Source organism: Bacillus methanolicus (assembly GCF_028888695.1).
GTDB lineage: Bacteria > Bacillota > Bacilli > Bacillales > Cytobacillaceae > Bacillus_Z > Bacillus_Z methanolicus_B.
Genome location: NZ_PNFF01000002.1, coordinates 147,666 through 163,782 on the forward strand (window position 1 = coordinate 147,666; position 16,117 = coordinate 163,782).

Consider the following 16,117-nt stretch of genomic DNA (forward strand, 5'->3'; position numbering starts at 1 on the left):
TTAGAACACTATCAGGCCGCCTCGCTTTTGTAACACAGCTGACCCTTCATCTTTTTTCTGATATCTTGGCATTTAGCCCTTTGTTCAGTATCTATTTCTTAAAATAAAATTGATAAATTCCCTTTGCGATTTCTTTTGGGTTTGGTTTATAAGTGCCGTTTTCAACTTGCATTTTCAGTTCATTTACTTTTACTTGCCGTTCGTTTTCAAGTTGCAAAACTAGCTGAAGCTCTTTGGCTTCAGTAGATATTTCAACTTTATCCGCTTTCTTGCCGGCTGATCTTTCCACTTGGTTGAGCTTATCCATTTGCCGTTTATAAGGATTGACTCCAGACGGTCCAAAGTTATTGATTTTCATCGTTTTCCCTCACTTTCGTTCCGAACAATATCTTTAACTCTATTATCGGATAAAAGCGGCTGAATTTTTATATGAAAATAAAATTTACATCTTTTATCCTAAAATTCGTAAAGGGATCATACTAAGATTATTGAAGGCTTATAAACGTGATCGAAGGCTCATATATTTTTTTAAAGCCCCAGTAAACAGGATCCTTTCTTCCTTCTTCAGCAATAGCCACAGCAATCTTTTCTTTTGAGACGTCTAAACCAACATATTTTATGGTATCCTTCATAATAACTAGCTCCTTCCGTAATGTAGCTCTGATTTGGTTTGTTTTTCCTGTCAATTAGTGTAACCAAATTAATCTACGCTGTTACGAGTATGGGGCTAGTTTCGTTCATGATAACTCATAAAAGTAATCAACGGCTCATATGTTGAAATAAAGGATCATAAGCCGAAATGAAAGCTCATAAAAAGAAATAACGGCTCATAAGATCGCATAATGGCTCATAAATCCAAACGAAAGCTCATAACTCCGAACAAAGGATCATATATCAAAATAGAGGCTCATATATGAAATCGAAGGCGCATAACCCGAAAATATAGATTCAAACCCTTTCCAGCGTATAACATTTTTCCTTGTTAACTACAAAAAAGCCGTATGCGCCTGCATACAGCTAGAATTCACGGTTGTGATATTTTTTATCTATGACGAAATACGCTCTTTGCTTTTCTCTTTTTTCGATTTCGCGTTTTCGCTCCTCCTCGGCTTCATGCTGCTGAAGCTCTTTGCGGAGTTCTTCTGTACATGTTTCACAAAGCTTGCCTTCTCTGATTATTTTCCCGCACTTGTCGCACGGATATCCCAGATTTGGGAATTGGGTTAATATTAAACGGCCGGTTCGGATAAATTTAAAAATTAACTCCTCTTCGACTCCGGTTGCCTCAACCACCTGCTGAATTGTGGCTGCCCGGTTTTCCCGTTTCCGGATAAACTGATAGACGATTTCAAACGCTTTTTCTTCTTCTTTCCAGCATTTTTGGCATATATCGCGAAATTGAGTTTTAACAAAAATTTCACCGCATTTAGGGCAATTTGCCAGTTCCCCCATCCGGTTTCTCCCCCTGTCGAAAAATGTCTCTCTTTATTATAGCTTGCCGAAATAAGGAAAGAAATGAAAATTTTGAGACATTTATCCGCGCGCCAGAGTAAGCGAAGTGACTGACGCCGCTCCTGCTTCTTTCAAAACTTTTGCAGCATGTCTGATCGTTGAACCGGTCGTATAGATGTCATCGACTAGCACGATCTTTTTGTTTAAAACAGAACAGCCTGAATCCAATTGAAACACCTGAGGAAGATGAATCCTTTCGTTCCTCGATTTTTTCGATTGTTTTTCTGCATGAACACGGGTCAAAACATTTGCCGGAGTAAAACTTGATTCTCTAATTAGTGCTTCCGCCTGATTAAAACCCCGTTCATACAGCCGTTCTTCGCTTAAAGGGATCGGAACAAGGAGATCATGGTCAATTTCTTGAAGTTTGGCATGCAACGGTGCGGCGAATACTTTTGAAAGAGCATAATCACCGCGAAACTTATAACGGGCAATCACTTCTTTTATAAAATCATTGTAATTATAAAGGGAAATATTTTTTTCAAGAAAGCCGCGCCACTCCGAGTCTTCTTCCCAGCGAACACAGTCATAGCAAAGATCGTTTTGCCGGTATTGTGCTTCGAGGAGTTCAAAAGGCCGGCTGCACATTTGGCATGTCTCCCCTTCGATAACAGAAAATTGTCCAAGACATGTTTCACATGTAACAATTCTCGTCTCCCTTTCAAATAACGCCTGCCAGCCTGTAACAGGCACAATTTCCTCATGGCAGATGAAACATAGGTAATTTTGAAAAATCTTCATCCATCTACCAACCCCTTTTTTCTAGCCTCTATGTTCATCTGAATGATCTGATTTTTCGCTTTCACCATCGCTTCTGTTTTTCCGTAATGAAAAAACGTTATGGTGCCGTTTGGGAAATCAGCGCTCCTTCCTACCCTTCCGGCAATTTGAACAAGGGCGCTTTCTGTAAAAATTCGATCCTCCGCCCCTAGTACGGCTACATCGATATTCGGGAACGTCACCCCTCTTTCGAGAATGGTCGTAGTTAATAAAAGAGGAATTTCTTTGTTTCGCATCGCCTGAACTTTTTCCTTTCGCTCAGGGTCTTCAGCATGGACCGATTGAATATCGGGGTGAAGTTTTTGAAGAAGAGGAAGGATTTTTTCCATGAATTCGATTTGCGGAACAAACAAAAGCGATTGTTTTTTGCTTTGGAGACGTTTTTCAATCCATCGGAGTACATGATCAGGAAGACGATTCTTTTTCAAATGCTTTTGCCAGCTGCCGCACCAGACAAATTCCGGGACAGGAAGCGGATGGCGGTGGTAGCGAGCCGGAATCGTCACAAAGTTTCTTTTGCCGAGGCGGCACTCTCTCTGCCATTTTTCGTTCGGGGTAGCGGTTAGATAAATCATAGAGGAATGTGGCTTTCTTGCCTGCTTGACTGCATATTGCAAAGTTTTATCAACTGAGAAAGGAAAGGCGTCGACTTCATCGAGGATGACCGTATCAAAGGCCTTATAAAAGCGAAGAAGCTGATGGGTGGTTGAAATGGTCAACGGGGCGTTGAGATGGCGGTCTTCGCTACCTCCGAAAAGGGTAGCAACGGGGATTTCGGGAAAAACAGCTTTTAAACGCGGAGTGAGTTCGAGGACGACATCGGTTCTCGGAGTTGCGATGCAAACCCGTTTTCCGGCTGAAAGTGCTTCGTTTATACCGGCAAACAGGACTTCAGTTTTTCCGGCGCCGCAGACGGCCCAAACAAGAAGGTCTTGGTTATTTTTCACTGCTGTAACTACTTTTTGCGAGGCTGTTTGCTGGCCTTCAGAGAGTGTTCCGGACCAAACTAACGGCGAATCGTAATGTCTCGTCTTGATATCGGGGCCAGTCCAGCAGATAAGCGGAGTACACGCACTGATCCTGCCCATCATGATACAGCTGCGGCAGTAGGTGCATTCCTCATGGCAGCGCGCACAAGGAAAAGTGGCAAACATGCGTGGATCATTGTTGCCGCACCGATGGCAAATTGTGAGTTTTCCGTTTGTTTCGAGTCCTTTACGGTACATGACATACCCATTTTCATAGTGTTCTTGAATTTCAGCAATTGTGAAAGGAAGGTCGTCTGTTAAAAGTTGTTTTCCGGTTACTATCTTTTGAAGCTCTACGTTAGGAGAGAATGATGGATTGTAAGGTTGCGCCTGGAGATTTTCGCAGCTGGATATCGGCTCAGTGTGGACAGGTGTTTCGAGAAAGTGAGAAGGAATGAGCTTGTTTTCGATAAAAGCAAATCGCAAAAGACCACCTCCTGTACGTGTCATTAATTTTCATTTGGGCTGGGCGTTTTTGTCCGTTTTCCCAGCAATTCAATCGCACCGCGATGCCGGTCAATAACAACTTCTAAATGCTTAAATTGACTGCGGGCTTCAATCCTTGTGTTATCAATTTCTCTCATCATGCTTCCATAATAGAAGGCAATTTCTTTCCGCATTTCAGCTTGTTCAGCTTTTATTTCACCAATTTCTTTCCGTATTTCTGCCTGTTCAGTCTTGATCGCGCCGATTTCTTTACGCATTTCTGCCTGTTCAGTCTTGATCGCGCCGATTTCTTTACGCATTTCTGCTTGTTCAGCTTTTATCTCACAAATCTCTTTGCGCATTTCTTCCTGTTCAGTCTTGATCGCGCCGATTTCTTTACGCATTTCTGCCTGTTCGGCTTTGATTTCACCAATTTCTTTCCGCATTTCATTTTGTTCAAGGGCAATTTCATCGAACCGTTTATTCATTTGCTCCATGAATTGTTTTAATAATGCTTCCATCGTTCTCACCTCACTTTTACCATAGTATAGCATACGATGCGCCTCGAGAAATGCGTCAAAGACTGTAAAATTTCGACAAAAAAAACACCGCCCTAACCTTGTCAGAACGGTGTATATGATGATTTTTCACCCAACCAAACAGTGGCAAGCCGGACATCAAGTTTGAGCATACTTCTATAATTTCATACAAGCCAGCTACTTACAGCTGGGTAAGTTTGTGCATGCGATAATTTTTTTGCCCGAACAAGGAGTGGCAAACTGGGCAACAATTTTGAGCTTGCGATTATTTTTTCACCCAGCCAGGCAGTGGCAATCTTGGCAAAAAGTTTGTGCATACAATTATTTTTTCACCCAGCCAAGCCCCATTGCACCTTCGCCGAGATGCGTTCCGATTACCGGACCGAAATAGCTGATCAAAAACTCTACGTTTGGAAATTGTGCTTCCAGCTCGGCTTTCCACTCTTTCGCTTCTTCTTCGCGGTTGGCATGGATGATGACTGCTTTATAAGCCGCTCCGCTTTTTACATCTTCTGCAAGAAGTTCGACGATCCGTTTCATTGCTCGTTTGCGCGTGCGAATTTTTTCAAACGGAACAATCACCTTATCAACGAAATGCAAAAGCGGTTTTACTTGAAGAAGGCTGCCGATTAATGCCTGGGCGCTTGACAGCCTTCCGCCCCGCTGCAAGTGGGACAAATCGTCTACCATAAAATAAGCGCGGCTGGATTGCTTCATTTCATTCAGTCTCGCTAAAATATCTTGAGGATCTTTCCCGTGCTGCGCCATTTCAGCTGCCTCCAAGGCATAAAAACCTTGAACCATACAGCTGATTTCCGAATCGAATGGGTAAACCTTGATATTGTCAACCATGTTTCCCGCTGTAACAGCTCCCTGGTATGTTCCGCTTATGCCGCTCGATAAGTGAATGCTGATCACTGCATCGTATTCTTTTGCCAGATTTTCAAACAGTTCCACAAACTGTCCAACTGACGGCTGGGAAGTCGTTGGAAGCTCTCTGCGCTTCACTTCTTCATAAAACTGTTCTGCGCTAATCTCAATTTCTTCCTGGTAGGATTCATTCCCGAAAATCACGCTTAAAGGAATCATATGTATGTTGTATTTCTCACGCAAATCCTTCGGGATGTACGCCGTACTATCAGTGACAACTGCTGTTCTCATAATAATAGTACCTTCCTTATTATTTTTTCTATTATTTTCATTGATTTAATTTTAAATGAAATTCTCTTAATTTGCATATAAAAAAGAGATAACGCATCAGTTTTGGAAGTACGTAACAGGTCCAACGGTTTATGAGCAAGTTACTACACTTTATAATCCACTTTCTACAATTTAATATATGAGCCAGTTCAATCGATTTATGATCTACTTTCGACGAGATGTGATCCATTTTTTACAATTTACGATCCGGTTTCCACATTTTATGATCCACTTTTTAAAATTTATGAGCCAGTTCCTACATTTTATGAGCAACTTTCTTCTGCATTTTATGATCCACTTTCGACGTTTTATGATCCACTTTTTAAATTTATGAGCCAGTTTCCACACTTTATGATCCACTTTCTACAATTTATGATCCAGTTCCCACAATTTACAAGCCACTCTCCATATTTAACGCGCCAACTTCGCTGATTTTCACCCTCAAGCAAATAATTCAACAAAATTCGACACAAACACCGCTAACACGAAAAAAGACCGGCTTTCACAATTCGAAAGCCGGCCTTCATGTTTTTTTCATTTAAATAAATAATTCAACAAAATTCGAGGAACCCTGTGTCATCGTGATGTGACAACAATATAAACTGCGCGTTCTTGTACTTCTGTCACCGCACTACCGTACTTCAACCCAGCCGTTTTTAATCGCTACAACAACGGCCTGGGTCCGGTCATTTACATTCATTTTTTGCAGGATGTTGCTGACGTGGTTTTTCACGGTTTTTTCACTGATGAATAACGCTTCCCCGATGCCGCGGTTGCTTTTTCCGTCTGCCAAAAGCTGAAGCACTTCACACTCGCGGCGCGTCAATAAATGAAGCGGGCGGCGAACTTCACCGTTAGACAGGTATGATTCTCCGTTTCCGGTTTCTGTTGCCAGCCTGCGGTACTCTTTCACTAAATTGTGAGTAACTTTCGGATGAATATAAGATCCGCCGTCAGCTACAACCTTTACTGCTTCAACAAGAGCATCGGCATCCATTTCCTTCAGCAGGTAGCCGCTCGCACCTGTTTTCAAAGCATGCGTCACATAGTTTTCATCATCGTGAATCGATAAAATAATGACGCGTGATTCCGGAAATCTCTCAATTAATTGGCGTGTTGCCTCGATCCCATTTGTATGTGGCATATTAATATCCATGATGACAACATCCGGTTTATATTGTTCAACGAGTTGAATGGCTTCTTTTCCATCATCGCCCTCAGCCACAACTTCAAATGTTTTTTCAAAATCTAATATTCGTTTTACCCCTTCTCTAAAAAGCTGGTGGTCATCAATGATCACAATTTTAGTAGTCAATCCATACGCCTCCCTTGTTCTTTCGGTTATCTCTCTTGTTATTTCATTGGTACTTGTATGATGATAACCGTACCGGCACCTATTTTAGAATGAATCGAGATTTCGCCTTCAAGCAGCTCTACCCTCTCTTTCATACCGAGGATGCCAAACGATTCAGGCTTTTTCACATTTGTATCAAAACCTTTTCCATTATCCTTGATCACAACGTTAATTTGTGCCTTGCAAATCTCCAATTTCACTTCGATTTCACTTGCATCAGCGTGCTTCAAGGCATTTTGGACAGATTCCTGCACAAGACGGAAAAGTGCAACCTCGTATTTTGCCGGTAATCTTTTATCTTCACCTAAGTTAGCAAAATGAATCTTTGTTTTATTATGATATTCTTCGATTGTTTGTAAATATTTTCTGAGGGTAGGAACAAGACCAAGGTCGTCAAGTGCCATTGGGCGCAAATCGTAAATGATTCGCCGCACCTCGTACAAGGCAGATCGAACCATCCGCTTTAAATTGCGGATTTCATCAATCGCTTCTTGTGCACTTCTCTCCTTATAAATGCGTTCGATTAAATCAGAACGCATCATCACATTGGCAAGCATTTGCGCCGGTCCGTCATGAATTTCTCTGGACAGCCTTTTTCTTTCTTCCTCTTGGGCCTCGATAATTTTCAAGCCAAAATCCTGCTTTTGTTTCGCATTTTCGAGCACTTCTCCCACTTGCTTTAAATCACTCATTAAATAATTTAAAACAATGGTTATTTGCGAAATCAGATGATCTGCCCGTTCAATCGTCTCCGTAAGCCCGACGAGCCTTCGTTCAATTTCATCCCTGCGCTGCCTCAGCTGTTTTTCCAACTGCCGATTCATCGAAAGGTCCATTTGAAGATTGTGCGCCTTTTCATAAGCATCTCGAACCTCTGCTTCTGTGTAATCTTTAAAGTGCATGCTCACTTCGGAAAGGCGCTTTCTTGCAAGACGGGATTGAATTTCCAGCTTGTCCCCCTCGGCAATTGTTTGAAGAACCGTTTGTTTTACTTCTTTTAGCTCATCAGACAGAGTTTCATAGTCTTTGCGGCATTGCTCGCCGATTCGAAAAATCTCATCTTTGCTGCTCACAACGGTGTCAATCATTTTTTCAAGAATTTGATCGAGCGTTTTTGTATCAAATTTTATCGTTTTCATAAAATATTCCTCCAAGGGCAAAAAAACCCTTTCGGCTTGTACATATTTTAGCGTGAAAAAATGCAACTTACTATCTTTGCAGTGAGAAAACTTTTACAAAACAGCTTAATTTCAGCCAAAAGGCACGGTTTTGTATATTTTCCATAAGCCTTATTTCCTATATAATTATGTTGAATCATGACATTTATTACAGTTCATTATTCCCGGATAAAATACTATTCTAAAATAATATCTTTTTCCTCTCAGATTATTTTATATTATACCATGACAAAAATCGTGCTATATTAAAGTTTCTTTACAATGCAATAAAAAGTAAATGAAAAGAATTTTGTCGATTATAATAAATAAAGGTTGAATTTTTGAAAACTGTCAGAAAGGAGCGATTTAAGGGTGCTGCCCTATTACTATACAGTCAAAGGATACGGCGAACATGAAATAGTTATTGAAAAATCCCGTTTTATCGCACACGTTTCCCGTGCCGAAACAGAAGAAGAAGCACAGGAATTCATTCAATCCATTAAGAAAAAGCATTGGAATGCAACCCACAATTGTTCAGCCTATCTGATCGGCGAGAACGACCAGATTCAAAAAGCAAATGACGACGGAGAACCGAGCGGTACTGCCGGTGTTCCCATTCTCGAAGTATTAAAAAAGAAAAAATTAAAAGATACGGTTGTTGTCATAACGAGATACTTCGGCGGAATAAAATTAGGTGCAGGCGGGCTGATCAGAGCTTACGGCAAAGCAACCTCTGAAGGCATTGAAGCGACGGGTGTTGTTGCCAGAAAACTCATGCGGGTCATGCATACAAAAATCGATTATACTTGGCTCGGAAAAATTGAAAACGAACTCCGCTCCTCTGTCTATACAATCAAAGATATCCATTATGCCGATAAAGTCGAAATTGAAACATTTGTCGAAGAAGGCCAAAAAAATGCTTTTTCCGATTGGATGATCGAATTGACAAACGGCCAGGCAGAGATCCGTCAAGGTGCAATGCTTTATTTGGAAGAACCGATTTAAACCTTGCTAATAATTTAATATTTACGAAAGCTTTAATTTTCGATAAAATTAAGTGTCGTCTTATAGCTAAAAAGAACTAAACCAAATCATAAAGTAGGGATAAAAATGTCTGTTACTAGATCTGTAAGGAGGAAAAAGAAAAAACGGCGCTTCTTGCGCTTGTTTGTATTGCTTTTAGTCTTTAGTTTTATTGGAGGCGGATCTTTTTTTGCATACGATATTTTATACAATGCGAAGAAAGCATCAAATAATATTTTCCAAGAATTAGATCGAAATAAGATTCCAAATCATAGAGATGAAGAAATTAAGATAACGAAGGATCCTTTTACGATTTTGCTAGTAGGAATTGAAGACCAGGAAGGCGGCGAAAGATCGGATGTCCTTATGCTGGCTACAGTCAATCCGAAAACAGAAGAAGTTTACCTTCTTAGTATTCCGAGAGACACAAGAACATATCTCCCTGAAGTTGGATATGAAACAAAAATCAACCATTCATACAGCAATGGCGGAATTGAAGCAACGATTAATGCCGTCACCGAACTGCTTGATGTTCCGATTGACTATTATATTACTACTAACTTTCAGGGATTTGAAGACATTGTAGATACACTTGGCGGAGTAACTGTAGATGTTCCTTTTACTTTTAAAGCTCAGCTGACAGACAGCTTAAAATGGAAAACATTCTATAAAGGTGAAATGAACTTAAACGGGAATGAAGCTTTAGCTTATGTCCGAATGAGAAAAAAAGATCCAAAAGGAGATCTTGGCAGAAACGAACGGCAGCAGCAGGTAATTAAAGCAATTGTTGATAAAGGAACTTCCTTCTCTTCTATTCCAAAAATTGATGACGTTATGGAAGATTTAGGTGACAACGTAAAGACCAACATCCCTCCTTCAAAGTTTGCAAGTTTTATACAGTTGTATTCAAAAATAAAAAATACAAGTATCAAACATTTAGCCCTTGAAGGATATGATGAATATATCGACGGTGTATATTATTATATTCCTTCTGAAGAGTCAATCATTGAAGTCAGTTCCATATTGAACAATTCTCTTGATTTTTCTACGTATACGGCTGAAGACCACTCTTCACAGGATGATCAAGTGACAAGTGAAAATCAAAATAATTGGTAAAATGAATCTATTAGGGCCGGCCCATATTAAAGGGTCCCGGCCCTTTTTCTATGATTTTTTTCATAGTAGAACTTTCTTCCGATTGGAAGATTTGACATTTTTCGATACAATAGGTAAAGAACGAAAATAATGTCGACGGAGGGATAATGTGAAAAAATTTTTTGCTTCTTCGGTTCTGGCGACTGCTGTATTGTTTCCTGTCCTCGTGAACGCAGAAGAGCTGAATTTTCCGGCTAATATGACGGTAGACCAAAAAGTAGAAATTCGAAAAGGGGCGACTGAGAGTTATCCAGTAGTTTCATCGATTTCAACAGGCCAGAATGTGATCGTAATTGACAAATTCACTAATTCATTTGGTGAAACATGGTATCAGGTAGATTTAGGGAATGTGAAAGGCTGGGGGCCGGCAGATCACTTCATAACAGCAAGTAGCAGCGGAATTCAAATAGGCAAAGAAGCAATCATCAATAGCGATAACGCAAACGTAAGAAAAGGAGCGACTGCTTCCTATGAAGTAACTGCGAAACTATCAAAAGGCCAGATCGTTAAAGTGATTGATAGTTTTAAAAACAGCAGCAATGAACTGTGGTACCAAATCGAGACCGGTTCGATCAAAGGCTGGGTGCACAGCGAGTTACTGTCTCCTAAACCTGAAGCAAACCCTGCACCTCCTGCTGCAACAACTGTAAAAACTGTCCAGGTCGATAAAACCGCTGTTAGAAGAGGAGCATCTGATACATATAGAGCAGTAAAATATCTCGTGAAAGGCCAAAAAGTTACGATTATTGATACATTTAAAAATTCTAAAGGAGAAACGTGGTACCGAGTGGATTTAGGAGCAGTCCAAGGCTGGGTGATAGATACTGCTTTTAAACCATTAAGCCTTCCTCCTGCGCCTAACACTTCTGTTGCAACAAAATATGTCGGAACGAAAAACGCTGCACTCTATGCAGGAGCTTCTTTCCAATATAAAGTGAAAGAGAGACTTGCCTATAACAGCAAGGTAACCGTCTTAAGTGAATTTGTTAATTCATTAAATCAAACATGGGTTCAAATTAAAACCTCGACCGGTAAAACAGGTTGGACGCCTAAATATGAATTAATCTCTTCAAAAAATGACTTGCAATATGTATATGCTATGAATAATACAGTAATCCGAAGAGGTGCCGGGACGAACTATTCTGTATCCGCTTATTTAAAAGTGAACGATCAGCTTATCGTATTACAAGAATTAAATGGCTGGTTAAATGTTGAAACTCTCAGCGGAAAGAGAGGATGGATAGACAAATCACTCACCTCAAATGTTTCTATGAAAAGATTGATTTCGCCTACGGTTCAAACTATTGACGGCGATCAGCATTTAGTATGGAAAAAAACAAGTAATTTTCATTTAACATATTCAATACTTTCATCTAACCGCTTAAAACTTTCCGGCGGATTTACGGCAGTTGAAGTACCATCAGCTAAGATAGAAGGAATCAGCTCAATCGATTCGTCCGGGGTCATTACCTTTGAACCGGGATATACGTTTACAATTAGAAATTATCCGGACAAAGTTACGATTAAAATTATTGAGAATGGTTTAGTCGGCAAAAAGATTATCGTTGATGCCGGCCATGGCGGAAAAGATACAGGGGCAATTGGTCCGACCGGTTTAAGAGAAAAAGATGTGAATCTCGCTACAGCGTTGCTTTTAAAAGCTGAGTTGGAGAAAAAAGGAGCTATCGTCACCTTGACCCGGTCAACGGATATTTTTCTCGAACTCCAAGAAAGAACAGCGATTGCGAATAAATCCAATTATGATGCGTTTATCAGTATTCATGCCGACTCTTTTTCTTCTACCTCAAAAGGAACAACTACTTACTATAATACAACGGTAAACTTTAACGGACCAAAAAGCAGGAAAATGGCAGATGCGATCCAGAAAAATATGATTTCCTCAATGGGCACTTACAATCGCGGTGTTAAAGAACAAGAATTCTATGTTAACAGAATGAACCAGCTTCCAAGTATTTTAGTTGAACTTGCTTTCATATCCAATCCTAATGAAGAAAAATTGCTTCGTTCGACTGATTTCAGGAAAAAAGCAGCAATCGGGATCACGAAAGGGCTCGAAGAATATTTTACTAATTTCTAAATTCTTGCATTCTATTTCCTATTCTATCTAAATATGGTAATCTACTAATGAAAAAATGATTTGGGATTATGCACTTCTTTCTTGCCCAAATCATTTTTTTCTAAACAACAATCAGGAGGTTTTTTTAAAAAATGAGCCGTACTAAAAAAATTGTCGTTGCCGGTGCATTAGCATTAGGGATTGGAGCTGGCGCGTATATGTTCACACCTAAAGGGATGAACGCTGCCAGCAATGTAGTTTTAGCGAGTGTTGACTGGGTAACATCTCAAATTAATCCTATGAAAACAAAAATAGCCGATTTGGAATCAAAAGTTGCTTCTCAACAGCAAGAAATAAATAATTTGAAAGCGCAAATATCTAAAATAGGGAATCCGGCTATACCGCCAACGAATGGACAATTGCCATTAACCGTTTATACGATTAAGAGTTCCGTAACCATTCATTCAGGGGCAACAAGAAATTATAAAGTGATCACAACAAAGCCGGCGGGTTCAGCACTAAAGGTAGTTGATTCTTTTAATGCCTCTACCGGGCTATGGTATCGTGTGGAAATTTCTTCTACAGTAAAAGGATGGGTTTTTTCAGGTGATGTTTCAACATCGAAACCATCAGCCACTGTACCAACCCAGGTTATTACAACGGGTGATGTTCAGCTGCGCAGAGGTGCAACTACCAGCTATCCAGCCATTCAACTCATTAAAAAGGGAACAACTTTAAGATATATTAGTACTTTTGTTAATGCCAAGGGTGAAACATGGTATAATGTTGAAACCTCATCAGGTGTTAAAGGCTGGATTTTCGGCGGCCTTGGCGAGGTGAGGTAAATTGAAAAAGATCGTTTATTTATTTAGTATTTTACTAATCATTAGTACTTTTCCATCATTCGCAAAAGCAGCGGAGCCTGTTCTCTATCCGAATGAAGTGAATGTGTCTGTTCACTTGTCAAATAACTTTACGATGACTTTAAATGGTACATATCAGTTGTATAACAAAGATTCCGGCGCGAAAACGATCATCCCTCAAGGTACGGTTTTAACAATAAAGAAAGATAGTACAGGAATTACTGTCAGCTACACCGGATTCAGCCAAAAATCAGCAAAAGGATTTGATTTGCAAGAATTAGCCGGCAGCAGCCTGTCAATTGCAAAAGTAAGCAACGGTTTATCATATCGCGGAAGTTTTTATCTTAAGCCTAATGGGAGCAAGACGGAATTAATTAATATCCTTGATATGGAAGACTACTTAAAAGGTGTTGTTCCAAGTGAAATGCCTCCCTCCTGGCCAAAAGAAGCACTTAAAGCGCAAGCCATTGCTGCCCGAAGCTATGCAGCCAATACTATGATGCTTACAAGCACTGCGGCCAGTCAGGTTTACCGGGGATATACAGCAGAGGATCCACGCACAAATGCAGCCATTAAAGAAACGGAAGGATTATTGGTTAAATATAACGGAAAACCGATTCAGGCATTCTTCCATTCAACAAGCGGCGGAAGAACAGCGAATGTTAGCGACGTTTGGAATTCAGACCAGAAAAACTTTCCATACCTTGTATCAGTGGAGGATCCTTATGAATCATCTCCATACAGCAATTGGAGTGTCACTTATTCCGCTGCAGACATACTTAAATCATTTGGTTTTACAAATAGTTCTACTGTCCTTAATGAGATTACACTTTCAAAAACCGGCGCGAACGGAGAAGTCAGAGGAGTTACAGTTAATACCTCATCCGGTGATAAAACGATAACCGGAAATGAGCTTGTAATCAGAAAACTGTTCCCGATCCAAAGCGCAAGCCATTACAATTCTTTATATTCAAACTGGTTTGACATAAAAGTATCTAAAGCGCAAAGTGATTTATCTGTCCAAACTGCAAACGGAACGGTTCCTTTAACTCAGTTAAAGGGGCAGACTGTCCAGACATCAAATGGCCAAGTTACTTTAACGGATTCCAATGTTTCAATCCAGACCGCTTCAGGTACGGTAACGAATGAAGGAACAGGAATTATTTCTGTCACCTTGAACGGAAAAGGATGGGGGCACCGGGTCGGAATGAGCCAGTATGGAGCGAAAGGATTTGCTGAAAAAGGCTGGAAAGCAGAACAAATTCTCGCCCATTATTTTAAAGGGACAACGGTATCGAAATAAGGAAGACCGGACGATCGCCTTCGCGCCCGGTCCTTTTTTGTTCCTACTATTGGAATGAAGGCTTATAGATATGATGGACGGCTCATAGATCGGTATGAAAGCTCATATTTTGAAACGAAAGCTCATTTTTCGAAACAAGGGCTCATTTCCAAAACGAAAGCTCATTTTTCGGAATGAAGGCTCATATATCAAAATGAAAGCTCATATATCGAAATAAAAGCTCATTTTTCGGAACGAAGGCTCATTTTCCAATCGAAGGCTCATACTTCCGAACGAAAGCTCATTTTCCGAATCGAAAGCTCATTTTTCAAAACGAAGGCTCATATTCCGAAACAAAGGCTCATATTCCGAAACAAAGGCTCATATTCCGAAACAAGGGCTCATATTCCGAAACAAGGGCTTATATATGAAAACAAGTACTTACAATCGAAATGAAATGCTTAAAAAAAGCATCGGGCTTACATCCGATGCTTTTATTTTTCCGCGTCTTGAATATTGGCCAGCAAATCATCCACAATACTTTTCCAGGAATATTGCTCAATGGCAAGCTTTCTTCCATTTTGGCACATCTGTTCATAATCACTTTTCGAAACGTTCATAAGCTCGCTTACTGCTGAAGCAATCCCTTCTGGATTCTCCGGAGGGGCAATTTTACCGCACTGATATTCTTCCAATATAGCGGCACTTTCTCCATCGCCGCAATATAAAACAGGCGTTCCGGTAGAGATGGCAGGAAATATTTTTGAAGGCCTTGCACCTTTAAATAATTCAATATTTCGCAATGAAACAATGCTATAATCAGCAATCGAAAACATTCTCGGCATTTCGGAAACGGGAACAGAACCGTAGAAGGTAACATTATCAAGCTTAAGGTCTTCCTTCAGCTTTAATAGCTTCTCCCTCTCCTGGCCGTCGCCGACAAACAAGAAATGAGCATCAGGCTCTCGTTCTTTTAATAGAGCAGCCGCTTTTAATACAGAATCCAACCCCTGTGCATATCCGAGGGTGCCTGCATACATAAAGACTTTCTTATTCTCAATGCCAATTTCTTTTAATAACTCCTCATCTTTCGGCATCGGATGAAAAGTATCTGTATTTACTCCATTCGGCAAAAGAAATACGTCTTTCTCGTTCTTCCCTTTCCGAATCATGTATTCTTTAATTCCTTCAGTCGCCGTCGCTATTTTCCACGATTTTTTATAGAGGAAATTTTCAAGCCATTCCGCCATTCGAATAAACATTTTATTTTTCAGAATCCCTAACTCCACAGCGGATTCAGGCCAAATATCAGCAACATTGAATACAAACTTTGCCCTTTTTATTTTCGCCCCTAAGTAGCCTGTAATCCCAAGGAATAAAGGAGGAGAATTACAAATAATTACGTCTGTGGGCTTTGATTTAAAAATAGAATAAAACGCACTAAACGTAAATGAAAAATAGGAAGCTAACCGTTTCCAAAAGCTGCCTTTCGGCGACGGATAGATCCATGACCGATGAACCGGTATTCCGTCCCAGTCTTCAAATAAATAAAACATTCCTCTATATTCTTCAGGAATAACTCCTTTTGGATGATGAGGAAAAGCTGTAAGTACTTCCACCTGATGGCCTCTTTTAATGAGTTCCTTGCTTACTTCATAAACCCTTATTTGCGGGGCGCCTGTTTCAGGGGGAAAATGCTGACACAAGTAGATAACTCTCAT

General features: G+C 40.2%; 15 protein-coding genes. 5 read left to right on the plus strand and 10 right to left on the minus strand.

Going from position 1 to position 16,117, the window contains the following annotated elements; genetic code table 11:
• Nucleotides 1-91: 91 nt before the first annotated feature.
• The 9 genes from flgM to C0966_RS12530 form a co-directional block, all read right to left on the minus strand.
• Nucleotides 92-358 carry a flagellar biosynthesis anti-sigma factor FlgM gene (flgM, locus tag C0966_RS12490; RefSeq protein WP_274855998.1) on the minus strand — a complete coding sequence of 89 codons (267 nt, stop codon included), beginning with the start codon at nt 356-358 and terminating at the stop codon, nt 92-94.
• 127 nt (nt 359-485) lie between these two features.
• Nucleotides 486-632 (minus strand): hypothetical protein, encoded by a 147-nt coding sequence (locus C0966_RS12495; protein ID WP_274856000.1) that lies wholly within the window; start codon nt 630-632, stop codon nt 486-488.
• A gap of 385 nt (nt 633-1,017) precedes the next feature.
• Nucleotides 1,018-1,452, minus strand: coding sequence for a TIGR03826 family flagellar region protein (locus C0966_RS12500; protein WP_274856002.1), 435 nt, complete (start codon nt 1,450-1,452; stop codon nt 1,018-1,020).
• Between the two features lie 81 nt (nt 1,453-1,533).
• Nucleotides 1,534-2,253 carry a ComF family protein gene (locus tag C0966_RS12505; protein ID WP_274856004.1) on the minus strand — a complete coding sequence of 240 codons (720 nt, stop codon included), beginning with the start codon at nt 2,251-2,253 and terminating at the stop codon, nt 1,534-1,536.
• Nucleotides 2,250-3,746 carry a DEAD/DEAH box helicase gene (locus C0966_RS12510; protein WP_274856008.1) on the minus strand — a complete coding sequence of 499 codons (1,497 nt, stop codon included), beginning with the start codon at nt 3,744-3,746 and terminating at the stop codon, nt 2,250-2,252. Before C0966_RS12510 ends, C0966_RS12505 begins: the two co-directional genes overlap by 4 nt.
• Nucleotides 3,747-3,769: 23 nt before the next feature.
• The gene (locus tag C0966_RS12515) at nt 3,770-4,267 is read right to left on the minus strand and encodes a hypothetical protein (RefSeq protein ID WP_274856010.1); all 498 of its coding nucleotides are present in this window, start codon (nt 4,265-4,267) and stop codon (nt 3,770-3,772) included.
• 339 nt (nt 4,268-4,606) lie between these two features.
• On the minus strand, nt 4,607-5,446 hold the full coding sequence (locus C0966_RS12520; RefSeq protein ID WP_274856011.1) for a DegV family protein: 840 nt from the start codon (nt 5,444-5,446) through the stop codon (nt 4,607-4,609).
• Between the two features lie 670 nt (nt 5,447-6,116).
• The gene (locus tag C0966_RS12525) at nt 6,117-6,800 is read right to left on the minus strand and encodes a response regulator (protein WP_274856013.1); all 684 of its coding nucleotides are present in this window, start codon (nt 6,798-6,800) and stop codon (nt 6,117-6,119) included.
• Between the two features lie 38 nt (nt 6,801-6,838).
• Nucleotides 6,839-7,978, minus strand: a complete 1,140-nt coding sequence (locus tag C0966_RS12530; RefSeq protein ID WP_274856015.1) for a sensor histidine kinase — start codon at nt 7,976-7,978, stop codon at nt 6,839-6,841.
• Nucleotides 7,979-8,368: 390 nt separating this feature from the next.
• Here C0966_RS12530 and C0966_RS12535 point away from each other — a divergent pair, with 390 nt between their 5' ends.
• The 5 genes from C0966_RS12535 (at nt 8,369) to C0966_RS12555 (ending at nt 14,417) form a co-directional block, all read left to right on the plus strand.
• The gene (locus C0966_RS12535; protein ID WP_274856017.1) at nt 8,369-9,001 is read left to right on the plus strand and encodes a YigZ family protein; all 633 of its coding nucleotides are present in this window, start codon (nt 8,369-8,371) and stop codon (nt 8,999-9,001) included.
• Nucleotides 9,002-9,106: 105 nt separating this feature from the next.
• Nucleotides 9,107-10,135, plus strand: a complete 1,029-nt coding sequence (locus C0966_RS12540; RefSeq protein ID WP_274856020.1) for an LCP family protein — start codon at nt 9,107-9,109, stop codon at nt 10,133-10,135.
• Between the two features lie 148 nt (nt 10,136-10,283).
• The gene (locus tag C0966_RS12545) at nt 10,284-12,272 is read left to right on the plus strand and encodes an N-acetylmuramoyl-L-alanine amidase (RefSeq protein WP_274856023.1); all 1,989 of its coding nucleotides are present in this window, start codon (nt 10,284-10,286) and stop codon (nt 12,270-12,272) included.
• A gap of 131 nt (nt 12,273-12,403) precedes the next feature.
• Nucleotides 12,404-13,096 carry an SH3 domain-containing protein gene (locus C0966_RS12550; RefSeq protein WP_274856026.1) on the plus strand — a complete coding sequence of 231 codons (693 nt, stop codon included), beginning with the start codon at nt 12,404-12,406 and terminating at the stop codon, nt 13,094-13,096.
• A gap of 1 nt (nt 13,097) precedes the next feature.
• The gene (locus C0966_RS12555; protein WP_274856029.1) at nt 13,098-14,417 is read left to right on the plus strand and encodes a SpoIID/LytB domain-containing protein; all 1,320 of its coding nucleotides are present in this window, start codon (nt 13,098-13,100) and stop codon (nt 14,415-14,417) included.
• 473 nt (nt 14,418-14,890) lie between these two features.
• Here C0966_RS12555 and C0966_RS12560 read toward each other — a convergent pair whose 3' ends face one another.
• Nucleotides 14,891-16,117 (minus strand): glycosyltransferase family 4 protein, encoded by a 1,227-nt coding sequence (locus C0966_RS12560; RefSeq protein WP_274856031.1) that lies wholly within the window; start codon nt 16,115-16,117, stop codon nt 14,891-14,893.

What these genes read in the sequence shown, in the direction of transcription:
- C0966_RS12540 (WP_274856020.1), top strand. Translation starts at nt 9,107, where the DNA reads ATGTCTGTTACTAGATCTGTAAGGAGGAAAAAGAAAAAACGGCGCTTC.
- C0966_RS12515 (WP_274856010.1), bottom strand. Translation starts at nt 4,267, where the DNA reads ATGGAAGCATTATTAAAACAATTCATGGAGCAAATGAATAAACGGTTC.
- C0966_RS12560 (WP_274856031.1), bottom strand. Translation starts at nt 16,117, where the DNA reads ATGAGAGTTATCTACTTGTGTCAGCATTTTCCCCCTGAAACAGGCGCC.
- C0966_RS12500 (WP_274856002.1), bottom strand. Translation starts at nt 1,452, where the DNA reads ATGGGGGAACTGGCAAATTGCCCTAAATGCGGTGAAATTTTTGTTAAA.
- C0966_RS12495 (WP_274856000.1), bottom strand. Translation starts at nt 632, where the DNA reads ATGAAGGATACCATAAAATATGTTGGTTTAGACGTCTCAAAAGAAAAG.
- flgM (WP_274855998.1), bottom strand. Translation starts at nt 358, where the DNA reads ATGAAAATCAATAACTTTGGACCGTCTGGAGTCAATCCTTATAAACGG.
- C0966_RS12530 (WP_274856015.1), bottom strand. Translation starts at nt 7,978, where the DNA reads ATGAAAACGATAAAATTTGATACAAAAACGCTCGATCAAATTCTTGAA.
- C0966_RS12505 (WP_274856004.1), bottom strand. Translation starts at nt 2,253, where the DNA reads ATGAAGATTTTTCAAAATTACCTATGTTTCATCTGCCATGAGGAAATT.
- C0966_RS12550 (WP_274856026.1), top strand. Translation starts at nt 12,404, where the DNA reads ATGAGCCGTACTAAAAAAATTGTCGTTGCCGGTGCATTAGCATTAGGG.
- C0966_RS12520 (WP_274856011.1), bottom strand. Translation starts at nt 5,446, where the DNA reads ATGAGAACAGCAGTTGTCACTGATAGTACGGCGTACATCCCGAAGGAT.